The 14,667-nt window shown below is 57.4% G+C and carries 12 protein-coding genes; 6 read left to right on the top strand and 6 right to left on the bottom strand.

The window, feature by feature from the left end:
- The first annotated feature begins 300 nt into the window (after window positions 1-300).
- Window positions 301-1,659 (top strand): DUF1570 domain-containing protein, encoded by a 1,359-nt coding sequence (locus tag Pan97_RS09970; protein WP_165698684.1) that lies wholly within the window; start codon window positions 301-303, stop codon window positions 1,657-1,659.
- A gap of 145 nt (window positions 1,660-1,804) precedes the next feature.
- Window positions 1,805-2,281 carry a hypothetical protein gene (locus tag Pan97_RS09965; protein ID WP_144972110.1) on the top strand — a complete coding sequence of 159 codons (477 nt, stop codon included), beginning with the start codon at window positions 1,805-1,807 and terminating at the stop codon, window positions 2,279-2,281.
- Between the two features lie 26 nt (window positions 2,282-2,307).
- Here the strand turns inward: Pan97_RS09965 and Pan97_RS09960 are convergent, their stop codons facing one another.
- The 4 genes from Pan97_RS09960 to Pan97_RS09945 all read right to left on the bottom strand — a co-directional run bounded on the left by Pan97_RS09960 (window position 2,308) and on the right by Pan97_RS09945 (window position 7,608).
- Window positions 2,308-3,327 carry an NHL repeat-containing protein gene (locus tag Pan97_RS09960; protein WP_144972109.1) on the bottom strand — a complete coding sequence of 340 codons (1,020 nt, stop codon included), beginning with the start codon at window positions 3,325-3,327 and terminating at the stop codon, window positions 2,308-2,310.
- Window positions 3,328-3,629: 302 nt separating this feature from the next.
- Complete coding sequence (gene leuD / locus Pan97_RS09955; RefSeq protein ID WP_144972107.1) at window positions 3,630-4,226, bottom strand: 3-isopropylmalate dehydratase small subunit; 597 nt, start codon at window positions 4,224-4,226, stop codon at window positions 3,630-3,632.
- A 49-nt stretch (window positions 4,227-4,275) separates the two neighbouring features.
- Window positions 4,276-5,691, bottom strand: a complete 1,416-nt coding sequence (leuC, locus tag Pan97_RS09950; protein WP_144972105.1) for a 3-isopropylmalate dehydratase large subunit — start codon at window positions 5,689-5,691, stop codon at window positions 4,276-4,278.
- A 216-nt stretch (window positions 5,692-5,907) separates the two neighbouring features.
- A complete protein-coding gene (locus Pan97_RS09945; protein ID WP_144972103.1) occupies window positions 5,908-7,608 on the bottom strand; it encodes a serine/threonine protein kinase in 1,701 nt (566 codons plus the stop codon).
- Window positions 7,609-7,884: 276 nt separating this feature from the next.
- On the opposite strand from Pan97_RS09945, the gene Pan97_RS09940 reads away from it, so the two are divergent.
- Together Pan97_RS09940 and Pan97_RS09935 are read left to right on the top strand one after the other, a co-directional pair.
- Complete coding sequence (locus Pan97_RS09940; RefSeq protein WP_144972101.1) at window positions 7,885-9,222, top strand: nucleotide sugar dehydrogenase; 1,338 nt, start codon at window positions 7,885-7,887, stop codon at window positions 9,220-9,222.
- A gap of 135 nt (window positions 9,223-9,357) precedes the next feature.
- A complete protein-coding gene (locus tag Pan97_RS09935; RefSeq protein WP_144972100.1) occupies window positions 9,358-10,437 on the top strand; it encodes a hypothetical protein in 1,080 nt (359 codons plus the stop codon).
- 11 nt (window positions 10,438-10,448) lie between these two features.
- Here Pan97_RS09935 and Pan97_RS09930 read toward each other — a convergent pair whose 3' ends face one another.
- Window positions 10,449-10,997, bottom strand: a complete 549-nt coding sequence (locus tag Pan97_RS09930; RefSeq protein ID WP_144972098.1) for a hypothetical protein — start codon at window positions 10,995-10,997, stop codon at window positions 10,449-10,451.
- A gap of 373 nt (window positions 10,998-11,370) precedes the next feature.
- Here Pan97_RS09930 and Pan97_RS09925 point away from each other — a divergent pair, with 373 nt between their 5' ends.
- Together Pan97_RS09925 and Pan97_RS09920 are read left to right on the top strand one after the other, a co-directional pair.
- Window positions 11,371-12,381 carry a ketoacyl-ACP synthase III gene (locus Pan97_RS09925; protein WP_144972096.1) on the top strand — a complete coding sequence of 337 codons (1,011 nt, stop codon included), beginning with the start codon at window positions 11,371-11,373 and terminating at the stop codon, window positions 12,379-12,381.
- Window positions 12,382-12,416: 35 nt separating this feature from the next.
- Window positions 12,417-12,971: a YqgE/AlgH family protein gene (locus Pan97_RS09920; protein ID WP_144972093.1), complete on the top strand. Its 555-nt coding sequence runs from the start codon at window positions 12,417-12,419 to the stop codon at window positions 12,969-12,971.
- A gap of 241 nt (window positions 12,972-13,212) precedes the next feature.
- Here Pan97_RS09920 and Pan97_RS09915 read toward each other — a convergent pair whose 3' ends face one another.
- Window positions 13,213-14,103, bottom strand: coding sequence for a hypothetical protein (locus tag Pan97_RS09915; RefSeq protein ID WP_144972091.1), 891 nt, complete (start codon window positions 14,101-14,103; stop codon window positions 13,213-13,215).
- Window positions 14,104-14,667 lie beyond the last annotated feature (564 nt).

Raw genomic sequence — 14,667 nt, 5'->3', positions numbered from 1 at the left:
ACCCGGCGATGGGAACACAAGCATCGCCTACACTTCTTGACCTGCGACATGCCCCCTAACCCTCTCGGTGCGAAGACAGTGGAGAAGGGACCGGAGTGCTCTTTCATCGCATTTGAACCAGCTGGTTTTGCTCTCGCTGCCAATCCCAGGCATAATGTCGCTGTCTCTTCTGCTAATCCTTATTCTCCTTACTCGCGTGTCGACATGATCGTTCGAATTCTCCTGGGACTCCTCTTGGGATTTGCTTGCGTATCCCAAGTCTTTGCGGATCTTGTTCTCTATAACGTGCCCGGAACGAATTTGGTCTTCATTCTCCAGGGTCGTGCCACCGTCAACCCAGGGGCGACCGTCACCTTCAGGCATCCCACGTTCGGCAATCTGTTCATGAACGCCTCGGACGTCAAGATCTTCAAAGTCCGCAGCGTTCAGTCGCAAGTTGCCAACCATTTGAGTACGGCCAAGTCCGCTGGCGATCTGAACCAGTGTCTCGACGCGGCACGTCAGGCGCTTAAGATCGGCAAGCTGGATCTCTTCTACCAGGCCTGTAAAGCGGCCTGGGAAATCGATCCGAATGACGACCGCGTCAAGAAGTTGGTCGAATTGAAACTGGAAATCGACAAGCCGGTGCCGATCGATCCGGCCCAGGAAAAGATCATGCGCGACTTCACCAAGAATCGCGCCGATATGAAATTCATGCGGAGTAAGCACTTTCTCTTGTTGCATGATACTTCCAACAAAAAGGACAACCGGACCGGAAGGACGCGTGCCGAGGAACGCCTGGCGCTGTTGGAAACCGTTTACGAAAGCTTTCTGATGAAGTTCTGCCTGGAAGGGGTTGAACTGGACGTGCCTGATAAACTACTGATGGTGGTTCTCTTCGCGGAGCACAGCGAGTATCTGCAGTTTGTGAATCTGCTGGGGCCCGACCTGGCATCCGCGGCCGGTTTCTTTCATCGCGTCGATAATGTGGCCGTCTTCTACGACCAGGGAACCGACCAATCGTTCGAAGTGCTCAACGTTCTGAACCAGAGAATTCAAAGCGAGCGGGACGAGATCGTCCGGCGTAAGATTAGTGGCCTGGCGGATGTGATCCGCTTTGCCGACACACTGAGCCTACTGATTGAAGTGAAGCGTGAGAATCTCGACATTGAGGTAGTCAGCCACGAAGCGACTCATCAACTGGCCGCCAATACAGGCTTGATGCCGGCCGATTCTCCCATTCCGATTTGGGCAGCCGAAGGTCTGGCGACGTATTTCGAGGCCCCCAAGCAAGCGGCTTGGAGTGGCATCGGCGCGGTCAACGCGGAACGCCTGGGATGGTATCGGGAACTTGCTCCTCTGAGACAGATATCCAACATTGACTTTATTGCTTCCGATCAGATCTTCACGCGCTCGGCCAACAATTTCACGACCCTACACGCGTACGGCCAGTCGTGGGCACTAACCCACTTTCTCATGGAAAAACATTTCGTGAAGTTGGTTACCTATTACCGCGAACTGGGCAAGCTCCCCAAGGCTGGCCACGCCGAGCCAGAGGAATTGCAAAAGGTATTCGACCGGGTCTTTGGCAAAGACAAACAGGCACTCGACGGCCAGTGGCGAGCCTACATGCGATCGCTGAAAACCGATCTGGAGAAAACGCTGGAAGATGCCAGGTAGAGCTCGTATCCAGCAAGCTTTCCCTTCATTCGAGACAGACCGAAGAGGTTTCGGAATCGCTTTTCGCTGATTTAGAATTCCGTTGGATGATTGGATCAGGCAAAGAACATTCGCGAAGTAGAATCTGTAACGGAACCATTTGACGATGAATCTCGAATTGATCAGAAACGCATTGAGTTCTTCCGACAGCGAATCGATCCAGACGCTGCTCGACGACGAAGAGACCGTCTTCTGGGTCGACTGGCGCGAGGAAGACGACGTGTTAGTCGAGTATTGCGAGGAGATCTTGCAAACCGGCGAACTTTCCGCCGAGGAACTCGACGCCGACAACGAAGCCGGCTTCGAACTCTTCGTGCAATACCAAGAGCGAAGGATCAAGGTACCTCTGGAAACCGGAGAAGGGGATCGTCACATCACCCTGGTCTCCATCAATCAGGTACTTAAGCCTGACTACGAAATCAGGTTCTGCATCGATTCCAACGGCAGCGACACCCTCGCGTTTCTACCGCTGCCCACCACGGACTGGCAGGCACTGGAATCGGAATTCGGCGAAGCCGTTGACAAGCATTTCTATCGCCTAAGCGATAAGCCCAACCTCTTCACCGACCAGGTAAACTTCTAACGCCTTAGGGTGCAAGGCAGGGCTACTTACAGCCCTTCGCCGATCTTTAGCAGCTTGCCGGTCGCTGGCGTTTTGCTTTCGTCTTTGCCGTCGCCGTTGCCGAAGAGGGTGATGAAGAGTTCACCTTCGTTATTAAAGGCCAGGGCGGTGGGTTGGTCGAGGTCGATCAGCTTGGTCGCTTTCACGACTTGCTTCCCATCGCGGCGTACGGCGTCCAGGCGGTAGAGGCCTCCTTGCTTCGGATCGGCCCAGCTGTAATCGACTCCGTACAAGCGACCGGTCTTCGGGCTGTAAGCCAGGCCCACCAGGTCGAACATCTCGGCCGGCAAACTCAAAAGCAGGCTCTTCGACTTCTGATCGTAGAAGGTCAGCAGGCTGTCCTTCTGATCATTGATCTCACCCATCTGACCAACCACCACTTCACGTCGCGGGCTGATCGTGATCGCGGCAGGGGCATCGACGTCGACGCTCTCTTTGGTGGCGATATAACGTTCGAGCTTGCCGAGCTTGTCCTTCTCAAGCGTCACCCGAGCAACCCATCCCTTTTTGTCGTCGCCGTTGGCCGTGGTGTAGACGTCGCTGGCATCGACGGCCACGGCGTAGAAGTTCCCTTCACCTGGCACGTCTCCTTCGGCTGCCAAGGGATTGGTCTTCTGTCCGGCGTCAGCCGAGATTGCTTCTTTGCCACTCTCAGGCACATCGTAAATGCGAACGACTTCCTCGCCATCCTTCAGGCTGCCATCGCCAACGACCAGGCGATTCTTATCCAGAAACGCGAGCCCCAGCGGACCAATCTGATAAACAGGACCCTTGCCGTATTCGTCGGCAGGAAAATCTTTCACGACGACTTCCGCTTTGCCATCGACGACGCGAATGATCTGCGACGCGGCCGTTTCGGCGACGAATACCGTGCCGGTCTCCGGTTGAACGGCGACACCACTGGGGCACTTGAGCCCATCCAGAATCACCTCAGGCTTGATCTGAGCTTGGGCCGAAGCAGCCAGAAATAGAACCAGCGTCCAGGGCAGAGCAACTCGGTGAAGCATGACAGTCCTCGTTGGTATGTTCATGAAGCGACTTAGCGTTCTAGTTTCGCCGACCAGCGAACTGATTCCAACCATAGGCGAATAAAAAAGGCGAACCGAAGTTCGCCCCTCTTGTGCCCTCTCCCCCGCAGGGTGAGGGTTTATTGAGCGAAGATTACCTCGTGTCGCCCGTCAAAGTTCCGTATCACTCACGAACACAATGCGGGCGTTCACTTCATGCAGGCTTCATGCCCCCTCACCCTAACCCTCTCCCCCGCAGACGGTGGAGAGGGGACAAGAGAGAGACGAAAGAGGCCTCTTGCCTAAACGCCGATGCCGTTGGCCTGCTCGTAGGCGGCGATCTTGTCTTCTAGTTCCAGCGTGCTGGCGATGTCGTCCAGGCCTTTGAGCAGCTTGTGACGGCGGTGTTCGTCGACCTCGAATGAAACTTCCAGGCCGTGGGCGTCGGTGATCTTCTTGGCTTCCAGATCGACCGTCAGCTTGTAGCCGGGGTGCTTGGCAAATCGCTGGAAGAACTCTTCGACCTGTTCTTCGCTTAAGGCGATTGGCAGCACGCCGTTCTTGAAGCAGTTGTTGTAGAAGATGTCGGCAAAGCTCGGTGCGATGACCGCGCGAATGCCGTAGTCGTCGATCGCCCAAACGGCATGCTCGCGGCTGGAACCACTGCCGAAGTTACGACGCGTGACCAGGATCGAAGCCCCGGCCACGGCGGGGTGATTCAGCTCGAAGTCGGGATGCAGTTGGCCGTCGTCCATAAAACGCCAATCGAAGAACAGGAACTGACCGAAACCCGTTCGCTCGATCCGCTTCAAGAACTGCTTGGGGATGATCTGATCGGTGTCCACGTTGGCCCGATCCATGACGGCGACAACGCCGGTCTCTTTGACGAATGGTTGCATGATATTGGACTGTTAAAAATGGGTTGGTCGTTGGCTTTGGATCGAGGGCTTACTTGAAGTCCCACTCACGAACGTCGACGAAATGCCCGGCGACACCAGCCGCGGCGGCCATTTCGGGGCTCACCAGGTGGGTTCGGCCACCACGTCCCTGACGCCCTTCAAAGTTACGATTGCTGGTCGATGCACAGCGCTCGCCCGGTTCCAGTTTGTCGGGGTTCATCGCCAGGCACATGCTGCAGCCAGCTTCCCGCCATTCAAAGCCGGCTTCGATGAAGATCTTGTCGAGACCTTCTTCCTGGGCCTGCAAGCGAACCTGACCACTACCAGGCACGACCATCGCGTGGACGTGATCGGCTTTCTTGTGCCCCTTGACGACGCTCGCCGCGGCACGCAGGTCTTCGATACGGCCGTTGGTGCACGAACCGATGAAGACGCGGTCGATGTTGACCTGGGACATCGGCTCGCCCGCTTTCAGGTCCATGTACTCCAGGGCCAGTTCGGTCGAACGGCGTTCGGTCGCGTCGGCGAAATCGCCGGGGGCAGGGATGGGTTTATCGACGGCACAAACCTGGCCGGGGTTAGTGCCCCAGGTCACTTGCGGAGCGATGTCCTTGGCGTCGAACTCGAGCACCTTGTCGTACTTCGCACCAGGATCGGAAGGAAGATTCTTCCAACGCTCGATCGCCGCTTCGATATCCTGCGGGGCGAACTCGCGGCCGCGGATGTACTCGAAGGTCGTTTCGTCCGGGGCGATCATACCGGCGCGGGCACCGGCTTCGATCGACATGTTACAGACGGTCATCCGCTGTTCCATGGTCAGTGCCCGGACCGCTTCGCCGGTGTATTCCAGCACGTAGCCGGTACCGCCAGCGGTGGTCAGGTGACCGATCAGATACAGCACCAGGTCTTTCGCCGTCACGCCCCGGGCCAGCTTGCCGTTGACGCGCAGTTCCATCGTCTTGGGGGCCGTTTGAATGAGCGTCTGCGTGGCGAGCACGTGCTCGACTTCGCTCGTGCCGATCCCAAACGCCAGGGCACCGAACGCACCATGCGTGGCCGTGTGGCTGTCGCCGCAGACGATGGTCATGCCGGGCTGCGTCAGACCGAGTTCGGGGCCGATGACGTGAACGACCCCTTGCTTGACGTCATTCAGGTCGAACAGTTGAACGCCGAAGTCCTGGCAGTTTTGACGCAGGGTATCGATCTGCTGCTTCGAGATCTCGTCGACGATCGGCAGCGAACGATCCGTGGTGGGGACGTTATGGTCAGGCGTGGCCTTGGTCAGTTCAGGACGGCGAACCTTGCGACCCGCCAGACGCAGGCCTTCAAATGCTTGAGGGCTGGTCACTTCGTGAACCAGGTGCAGGTCGATGTACAGCAGGGCCTGTTTGTGAGGTTCAGCGTCGACTACGTGGTTGTCCCAGATTTTCTGGAACATGGTACGGGGGGCGTTTTCCGCGATCATTCGTCTTTTCCCCTAACGGCTTTGGCTAGGTCCACTGAGAGATTACCGAGCGAGATCAGACCCGCTCGATTTGCCGCCCCCCACTACCAACGTGTGAAAGGGCAGGGCATAGGGATAGGCCAGCATTATATCTGGAAATCGCGAAAACGGGAGGGGCCGGAGACCAAGCCCCCAAGAGGGGTCCCGATCCTGCAATCCACGGGTCAGAACGAAGCTTTACCCGCGAATCGTAGCGATTTGGGTTTCATCGGTCGGCTGAGCTTGTTCCCCTGGTTGAGGGCACTCGGCGATCGATTCGTTCTCGGTCCACCACTGCACGGCATCGGCCTGTTTCCAGGTGCCCGACGACTCGCACTTATCCAGGGCATCGGCCATGTCGAGGATCGACTGATACCGATCGTCCGGTTCCTTGGCCAGACATCGCATCACGATTGCTTCAAGATCGTGCGGAACCGATGGGACATGCTCCGACGGAGGAACGACCGATTCATGGGCGTGGGCGATGATCACCTTGATCGGCCGGTCGTACTCGAACGGAACGTGACCGGTCAGCATGAAATACGCCAGGATGCCGACCGAGTAGATATCGCTACGGGCATCAGGCTCGCTTTCACCGCTGGCCTGCTCCGGAGACATGTACAGCGGCGAACCGGTAATCATCCCTTCCTGCGTCAGGTTGGAATCTTCGGTCGAAGCGATCGGCTTGGCCAGGCCGAAGTCCAATAGCTTCGCCACGTCGAAAAACCCGCCACGCTTGGCGGCGAAGACGTTGGCGGGCTTGATGTCGCGGTGGATCATCCCCTGCGAATGGGCTTCGTTCAGGGCGTCGCATACCTGACGCAGCAGGTGAATCACGCGTCCCGGCGGCAACGGACCGAACCGATGGACCAGGTCCGAGACGTTCAGCCCCGGCAGGTATTCCATCACGTAATAGAAGGTGCCGTCTTCGGTGCGACCATAGTCGTAAATGTCGATATTGTTCCAGTGCGAGAGCTTCGACGACGCATGCACTTCACGCTCGAAGCGGGCCAGCACGTTTGTGTCACCTGCTTTCTCGGGGCGAATGATCTTGATCGCACAGGGCCGCTTCATCAGGTAGTGATGCGCCAGGAAGACCTCGCCCATCCCGCCAGCACCCAGGCTACGACTGAGACGATATTGCCCAAGTTGCTTCGCGTGGAACGCCTCGGTTCGCAGGACGTTGATCGTGTAGACGCCAAACACGGCGACCGCGCCGCTGAGAATCATCTTCAAGCCAACTTCACCCAGGATTTGCGGGTTGTCGGACATAATCAGGGAGCAAGTCTCATCGTTGATCCAAGCATGTCCCAATAGCCCCAACGGCGCGACCACCATGGCGCCGATGACGATGGCTGCGCGCTGCCACGTATTGGGAATGAACAGGGCATAGATGAACATCAACAACATCCAACCCGGCGCGGGATTTTCAATCATGTTGTTCTTATCGACGCAAGCATGCATCGTTTGATACTCCACCATCAACAGAAAAATGGCGGGCAGACCAAACGTGACGATCTCTTGCGATCGGAGCAATCCCTTCCGGACGTCGCACCGCGGGCAGAGTAGATACCCGGTTGTGCCCAACAGCAAGAGAAGCCCGACATGCATGCTTAGCAATACGGGGTTCTCCGGTGCAACACTAGATACCCAGAAATATTCGTAGACATGCCACACGAAATAAACGGCAAAGATGCCGAACATCACGAAAGTGGCAACCCTCAGGCGATACCGCAGCAGCGACTGGGTGACGCGCGAGAAGTGCGGACTGGCCGAACCTTCCACCAACGCGATATGCGGCGATGATGAGGTCGTACTCTCGGCGCTTGAATTGCTGGGCGCAACGACAGTTTCCTCAAAATGCCGATCCATCGAGTTTGGGGGAGTCGAATCAGTCATACTGTCAATTTTGAGAGCCTCTCGCAATTCTAGCGGAGCATCCGCCCGTCGATTTATATTAACGTGTTCGATATCAATAGGCGAATCTTAAACCTATGTGCGATCTTAGTTTTCTGTTTGACGCAGTTATGATTTTGATGTCGCCCTGAAGAAATCACAAATCAACGCCTTTGAACCAGTATTACCGGAAGCATGTTTTCCCTCAAGGGAAAATGGTTCCCAGGTTGGTTCGTGATCCTATTCCTTTTAGTAACGCTTACTCGAAAAGACACGCCGATGGCCGAAAATGTTCTGCATTCTTACGAATCTCTCCGCCAGAAGCTCGCCGATCAGTCTGCCGTCGTGGGTGTCATTGGAATGGGGTATGTCGGTCTCCCGCTGGTAAAAACGTTTGCCGACTGCGGCTATCAGTGCCTGGGCTTCGATACCGATCCTAACAAAGTCGAAAAACTTCACCGTGGCGAAAGTTACATTAAGCACATTGCCAGTGAGTGGATTGCCTCAAATGTTAAAATAGGACGTTTCTCGGCAACTTGCGATACCGCTCGGATGGCTGAGGCGGACGTCCTTCTCATCTGCGTACCGACCCCGCTGGACAGTTCTCGCGATCCGGACCTCAAGTACGTGGAGCTAACCGCAGAGGCCATTGGTAAGTCACTACGCAAGGGACAGCTCGTGGTTCTGGAAAGCACCACCTATCCCGGCACGACGCGCGATGTGGTGCTGCCGATCTTGCAAAAGAGCGGCCTCGAACCTGGCATCGACTTCTTCGTCGCCTATAGTCCCGAACGCGAAGACCCCGGCAATCCTCAGTTTTCCGCGGCGAACATTCCCAAGGTGATCGGCGGGCTCGAGCACCACAGCCTGCAGCTGGCCTGCGAGCTGTACGAAAAGGCGATCGTCGAGATCATCCCGGTCAGCAGCCTGGAAGTGGCCGAGGCCTGTAAGATCCTCGAAAACACCTACCGAGCCGTGAACATCGCGTTGGTAAACGAACTGAAGGTGCTGTTTGACCGCATGGATCTCGACCTGTGGGAAGTGATCGAAGCGGCCAAGACCAAGCCGTTCGGCTTCCAGGCCTTTTACCCCGGCCCCGGCCTCGGCGGGCACTGCATTCCGATCGATCCGTTCTACCTTAGTTGGCTGGCCCGCAAGCAAGGGATGCCGACCCGTTTCATCGAACTGGCCGGCGAAATCAACACCAGCATGCCGCAGTTCGTCGTCCAGAAGCTGATGCTGGCCCTGAACGACCAACAAAAGCCAATCCGCGGCAGCAAGATTCTCATGCTGGGCGTGGCCTACAAGCCAAACGTCGACGACCCGCGCGAAAGCCCGGCGTTTGCCATCATGGAGCTTTTGGAACCGCTGGGGGCCCAGATCCAATACAACGACCCGTACATTCCCAAGCTCCCTTCAATGCGGAGCTTCGAGTTCTCCCAAAAAGAAAGCATCGAGCTGACTGCCGATACACTAGCCGAAGCAGACGCGGTGCTGATCGTCACCAATCATAAGGAATACGATTGGGAGTTCATCGCGAAGCACGCGAAGCTGGTGATTGATACGCGCAATGCGATGGGCAAGATCGAACAGCGGGATAACATTCGTAAGGCTTGATTCCCGTCGGAATCGAGTCGTCGAGGAAGAACTCCACGGGCTGTGAATCTAACGAATCGCAGGTATTTCGCCTTCCCCCTTGGTGTATACTGGCAACTGCTCCTTAGCCGTCGAAAATAGAAACGGACCGTTCTCATGTCAATCTTCCGTTGCCCAACCCTGCTGGTACTTAGCCTGGTTCTCGTTGCGCTCGTTGGTGGCCCGTGCTTCGCTCAAGACGCCAATTATCCCACCAGCCAGAACAACTACACCTTCCAAAGCAAGTACGGCAACTTCGAGTTCACCGGTAAAGCGCTCAAGCGGGAAGGGGAGTACGTGCAGTTTCGGACGACCGATCGCGCCGAGATCTGGTTTCCTGTGAAGCACATGAGCGACCAGACGCTCGCCTATCTGAAGTATCTCAGCGGACAAGGCCCGGCTCCGGCCGATCTCGCCGCGTCCCCGATGGGCAATTCGCCGACCAGCCCGGGCACCGGGTCGATGGCCAACAATACCGACGGCGGTTCGTCCGGCACGTCGACCGACAGCGGAACCTCGACTCCGATGGACACCAAGCCGGCCGATCCTGGCAAGGGGGACCCCGACAAGATCTATACGCCTGGCACGGCGATCGACGTGCTGGTCGACAGCAAGTGGTACCCCGGCAAGGTCTTTGCCCGGCGTCCATCGGACAACGCATACTTCGTTTCGTACAGCGTCGACGGGCGGCCGAAATCAGGCTGGATTCCCGCCGTCGAACTTCGCCCTCAAGGGGAAGAGCAGCCAATGCCGGCCGATCCGATGGAGGATGACGCCGCAGACGACATGACCTCAGGCGATCTTTCTTCGTTCGACTTCAAGAACGTGAAGATCACCGCGAAGTACCCGATCGGTTACGTGGTCGGCCCGATGAACAAGGGAGACATCCTCAAGCTGCGTTACGTTTCCGGCAAATGGAAAACGTGGGGCGGCCTGGCCACCGCATCCCCGGACGACGCGGTCCCTGCCGGCGGCGACAAGTGCCGCACGGGGATCTGTGCGCTGGAAGCCAACAACGATCTGCAGAAGCTGACGCTTGTGCCTGGGCAGACGGTCAACAATCCGTTCAGCTGGACGGCCGATCGGGACTACGAAAAGATCATCTTGCAGGTCAACGACGACGATGGCGACTTCGCTTCCAACCCCGAGCGCGACGTCACCTACGCCATTTCGATCGAGCGAGCCCCGACCCAGTAGCAGGCCAACGGCTACGCGGCGCGGCGGACCGGGCTGGTGGTCATCGCTTCAATCTGGCTCATGCTGTAACGGCCGAAGCTCAACTGCCCCTTATCGTCTTTCACTTCCCACAGCACCAGGCTCTTCTCGTTGAGCATCCGCGGGATCCACGAGATCGACTGGCGGATGCTTTCGATATCTTGATCGGCCGAGATAATCAACAGCTGCACGTCGCGAAACGCATTCGCCACGCGGGGCAGGGCGCTTGCGGCGTCGCCGGGAACCAGCTGAACTTTGGCTCCCAGGGCATGGAGGGTTTTGTGGGCGGTCTTCAGCGGAATGCCATCGCCGCCAGGGCGACCTTCAAACATGTCGATGCCCAGGAACTGAATCGGACGGCCGTCGGCATAGAGCTGCGCGAACTCGATCAACTCGTGAGCACGCTCGGTCTTTCCCAGCCCAACCTCGGCGATCTTGACGATCGGAGCTTGCTGACGGATCCACGAGTAGATTTCTCGCTGATGAACCGGCTTGGACAACCACGACTTCAGCAGATAACGAAAAACACGCCCGGCAGCCAATTTTGATTCCCTTCAAAACGACGCCCATACTTTTGATGGAAAGACACGAACGTTTTTTCGGCAGAAACGAAGGCCTGACCGCAGTTTTTCCGCTGCTACCAGAAAAGGGGCAATCGGCTCCCCGTAAATCTTTGGCAGATTACCCAAACCGACGTTCGTTGCCTCAGACATCCAGCCCCCGACAAGGCCGTGCCCGTCGCCACTGCAAACCGTCCAAAGTAGGTAATTCTTACGCCTGGGTATCGCACGTATCCCGGAATTGATAAGCTTCGAGGACCCACATGGTGCGCTTTGGCGCTCCGGAAGGCCGCTCTGACCAGACGCAGGTGATCGGCCAACTCCAGCTGTCAAATTGAAGTGAAGAGTTTCGTTTGTGAAATACGCATTCATAGGTCCCATCTCTACCTACCTTCCCCAAAGGATTGAGACCAACCAGCAACTCCAGGACGAATTTCCCGGCTGGGACATGGATCTCATTTACACCAAAACCGGGATCGCCTCGCGACATATCGCCGCGCCCGGCGAGTGCGCGTCCGATTTAGGAGTCAAAGCGGCCCAGCGGCTGTTCGAAGAACACCAGATCGACCCGCAGTCGATCGATTTCCTCCTCTTTTGTACGCAAACACCAGACTACCCCCTGCCGACGACGGCCTGCCTGATGCAACAGCGGCTAGGTCTGCGGATCTCGTGCGGGGCGTTGGATTTCAATCTGGGGTGCTCAGGGTTCATTTACGGCTTGTCACTGGCCGAAGGGCTCATCCGTGCTGGCATTGCTCGCCGAGTCCTCTTTATTACAGCCGAAACCTATTCTAAATACATCGATCCCGACGATCGCAGCTTACGGACGATCTTCGGCGATGGGGCCGCTGCGACGCTGATTGAAGCCTGCCCCGAACCGACCCTCGACGGCTTCCAGTTCGGTACCGACGGAAGCGGGGCCGATACGCTGATGGTCACCGACGGGGGAGCCCGCCTGGCGGAAGACGCCCACACGCCGCGCCATCGTAAGCGTTGGAATAGCCGCTTGTACATGGATGGTCCGGCGCTAATCAGCTTCACCGTCGGGGCGATTCCGCAGTTGGTGCAGAATATCTTCTCCGCGGCAGGGATTCCGAAATCGGACGTGGAACTCTATCTATTTCATCAGGCGACCCGTAAAATGCTGGAGCAGCTGCAGGAAGCCCTGGAGATCGAACGCGATCGTATGCCAATCGCACTAGAGACCGTTGGCAACACGGTCTCGGCGACGATTCCCCTTTTGATTCACGACTTGCGACAGCAGAATCGACTGACCCAAGGCGCCAAACATCTTTTGGTGGGTTTTGGGGTTGGTTGGTCCTGGGGCGGATGCATCTGGCACGATCACTACGGCAACGGCGGTTGACCCGTTTGTTCTGACTCCGAGGAGCTATGCCAGCGATGCAATCTTTGGCCGGACAATTTCTGATTGCGTCCCCTTACCTCCCCGATCCCAATTTTCTGCGAACCGTGGTGCTGATGGTTCAGCATGACGACGAAGGCGCGCTGGGTCTGGTGCTTACCCGCCCGATCCATCTCACCGTTCAGGAAATCTGGAAGAACGTCTCCGGCGAAAACATCGACGCCCCGGAAAACGTGTTGCAAGGGGGACCGGTCGAAGGCCCCTTGATGGCGATTCACCAGGAAGAGAAGTTCGCTGAATTGGAGGTGATCCCCGGCGTCTACTTCTCGAGCCAACGCGAAAACATCGAGCCGCTGATTCACGAAAGCCGAAGCGAGTTTCGCTTGTTCCTCGGCTACTCCGGCTGGGGCGCCCAACAACTGGAAGCCGAACTGGAAGTGGGCGGTTGGCTCACGCTGCCAGCCAAGAAAGAACAAGTCTTCGAGACCAACAACGACATCCTCTGGAAAAGCGTCTCCGGCGAAGTAGGCTCGAATATCATGCGCGAGTCCCTCAACCTGAAGCGCATGCCACAAGACCCCAACGTGAACTAACACGCAAGGCAACACCCTAGGCGCAGCACATTCCTGTCCCCTCTCCCCCGAGGGGAGAAGGATAGGGTGCGGGGTTATCCCCGCCGGCCTGAAAGCGCATGCGCGGCCTATGTTCGCGATGGACTCGGAACTTTCAACCAGCGATGTGAGGCAAAAACCGCACAACAAACCCTCACCCTGGCCCTCTCCCTGCGAGGGAGAGGGGACAGGATTTTCTTGTCAGCCTCTTGGGCTGACACAATCAAGGCGGCCCGCGTTCGTGGGCCGTTTCGACTTGTCGTGTTTCGTTGTTGGACGCCATGCTCGCGTGCGCGTGGACACGCTTTTCAATCGCACGAAGCACGTGTTCGCGCCGGGTAGGCGTGATGATCTTTTTGGTTACGGCTCGGGAGATTACTTGGGGCGGCGTTTCGCTTGGCGGTTGCTCTTCGCTGAAAGCCTCTTTCACCGGTGCGTTGAGTTCCTCTTCCAGCGCATCGATCTCGGCCTGTTTCGCGGTGATCTCCTCGATCAGCTGCAGGTTGAGCTTCTTCATGCGGTAGAACATCCACGCGTACAGCCGTGCGGCTTCGTACGTGAGCGGCTCGCGCAGCGGCTGCCGCAGCCGGTAACGCTTTCGTTCCTCGTAGCGCGTCACGGCGTCGCGTTCGCGGGGCTCGCGGTATTCGCAAGAATCACTTCGCGAACGTTTGGGCGTTCGGCCGTTGGGGACCAGGGGAGGATCGATTTCGGGGAACTCGTACGCCGCGACCTCCGGATCGATTTCGACCACGATGCTGTCGGCCCGGTAATGGGGCCGGTCGGGGCCGAACGCTTCGACAGGCGGGTCCTGGCTAGGAACGTCCTTCGCCATCGCAGCCTGAAACGCGGCTTCCTCCTGGGCCTCTTGCCGCCGAATGATTTCGTTGAGCGTGGCCGATTGTGGGCGAGGCGTTCGTTTCGGAGGGGCCATCTTCGGCGGCCAGAATTTCTTGGGCTGCGACTCGTTGGCCGGCTGTTCCTGCAAGACCATCAACACTTCTCCGCAACAGGGGCAGAGCAGTCGATTCCCCTCGCGCACGGCAACCTGCGGAGCGTGGCCGGTTGAGCCAGCTCCGTGTTGTTCAGGTTGTGGTGCGTGTGAATGGGACATGACGTTTTCGAGTGTTGAGTGTGTTAGGGACGAGAAAAACGAGTGGTGAACGTTTGGTATCACCCTTGGATTCGAGTTCTTCCGAGCCCCAAGGGGGCGGCAGAGAATAGCCAGGGGCGTGAGCCCCTGGTCCTGGATGCATGACGAATGGTGAGCCCCAACGGGGCGACAGAATCATGAATGACACATAGGTTCTGTCGCCCTTTCAGGGCTTGTTTTTTTCTGGTCACCTACCAGGGGCTGACGCCCCTGGCTATTCTCTGTCGCCCCGTTGGGGCTGAGAGGGCATGCCCACGCGAACGTGGGCTTGGCACCCGGAAGCGTGATTGCTTCGTCGGGTGTACGTGCAATTTAGAGGACTAGCGCTTCAGTGAGATAGTGCGCGCAGAAAAAAATTTTTGACCACGGATGACGCGGATATCACGGATGGGAATGAATCGAGAACGGGTACCAACGTCGCACTGCCGGGGGCGGCAGTGGCACCCACATACCATTTCTCTTCTATCCGTGTTCATCCGTGCCATCCGTGGTTGGTCTTCTCTTCTTGCATTCGAGAAGTTGGTA

Source organism: Bremerella volcania, from assembly GCF_007748115.1.
Lineage (GTDB): Bacteria > Planctomycetota > Planctomycetia > Pirellulales > Pirellulaceae > Bremerella > Bremerella volcania.
This window is presented reverse-complemented; position numbering and strand designations above follow the sequence as displayed.

Excerpts from the sequence above, each read along its gene's own strand:
- Pan97_RS09935 (WP_144972100.1), top strand. The coding sequence starts at position 9,358 with ATGTCAATCTTCCGTTGCCCAACCCTGCTGGTACTTAGCCTGGTTCTC.
- Pan97_RS09915 (WP_144972091.1), bottom strand. The coding sequence starts at position 14,103 with ATGTCCCATTCACACGCACCACAACCTGAACAACACGGAGCTGGCTCA.
- leuD (WP_144972107.1), bottom strand. The coding sequence starts at position 4,226 with ATGCAACCATTCGTCAAAGAGACCGGCGTTGTCGCCGTCATGGATCGG.
- leuC (WP_144972105.1), bottom strand. The coding sequence starts at position 5,691 with ATGATCGCGGAAAACGCCCCCCGTACCATGTTCCAGAAAATCTGGGAC.
- Pan97_RS09960 (WP_144972109.1), bottom strand. The coding sequence starts at position 3,327 with ATGCTTCACCGAGTTGCTCTGCCCTGGACGCTGGTTCTATTTCTGGCT.
- Pan97_RS09940 (WP_144972101.1), top strand. The coding sequence starts at position 7,885 with ATGGCCGAAAATGTTCTGCATTCTTACGAATCTCTCCGCCAGAAGCTC.
- Pan97_RS09920 (WP_144972093.1), top strand. The coding sequence starts at position 12,417 with ATGCAATCTTTGGCCGGACAATTTCTGATTGCGTCCCCTTACCTCCCC.
- Pan97_RS09965 (WP_144972110.1), top strand. The coding sequence starts at position 1,805 with ATGAATCTCGAATTGATCAGAAACGCATTGAGTTCTTCCGACAGCGAA.
- Pan97_RS09945 (WP_144972103.1), bottom strand. The coding sequence starts at position 7,608 with ATGACTGATTCGACTCCCCCAAACTCGATGGATCGGCATTTTGAGGAA.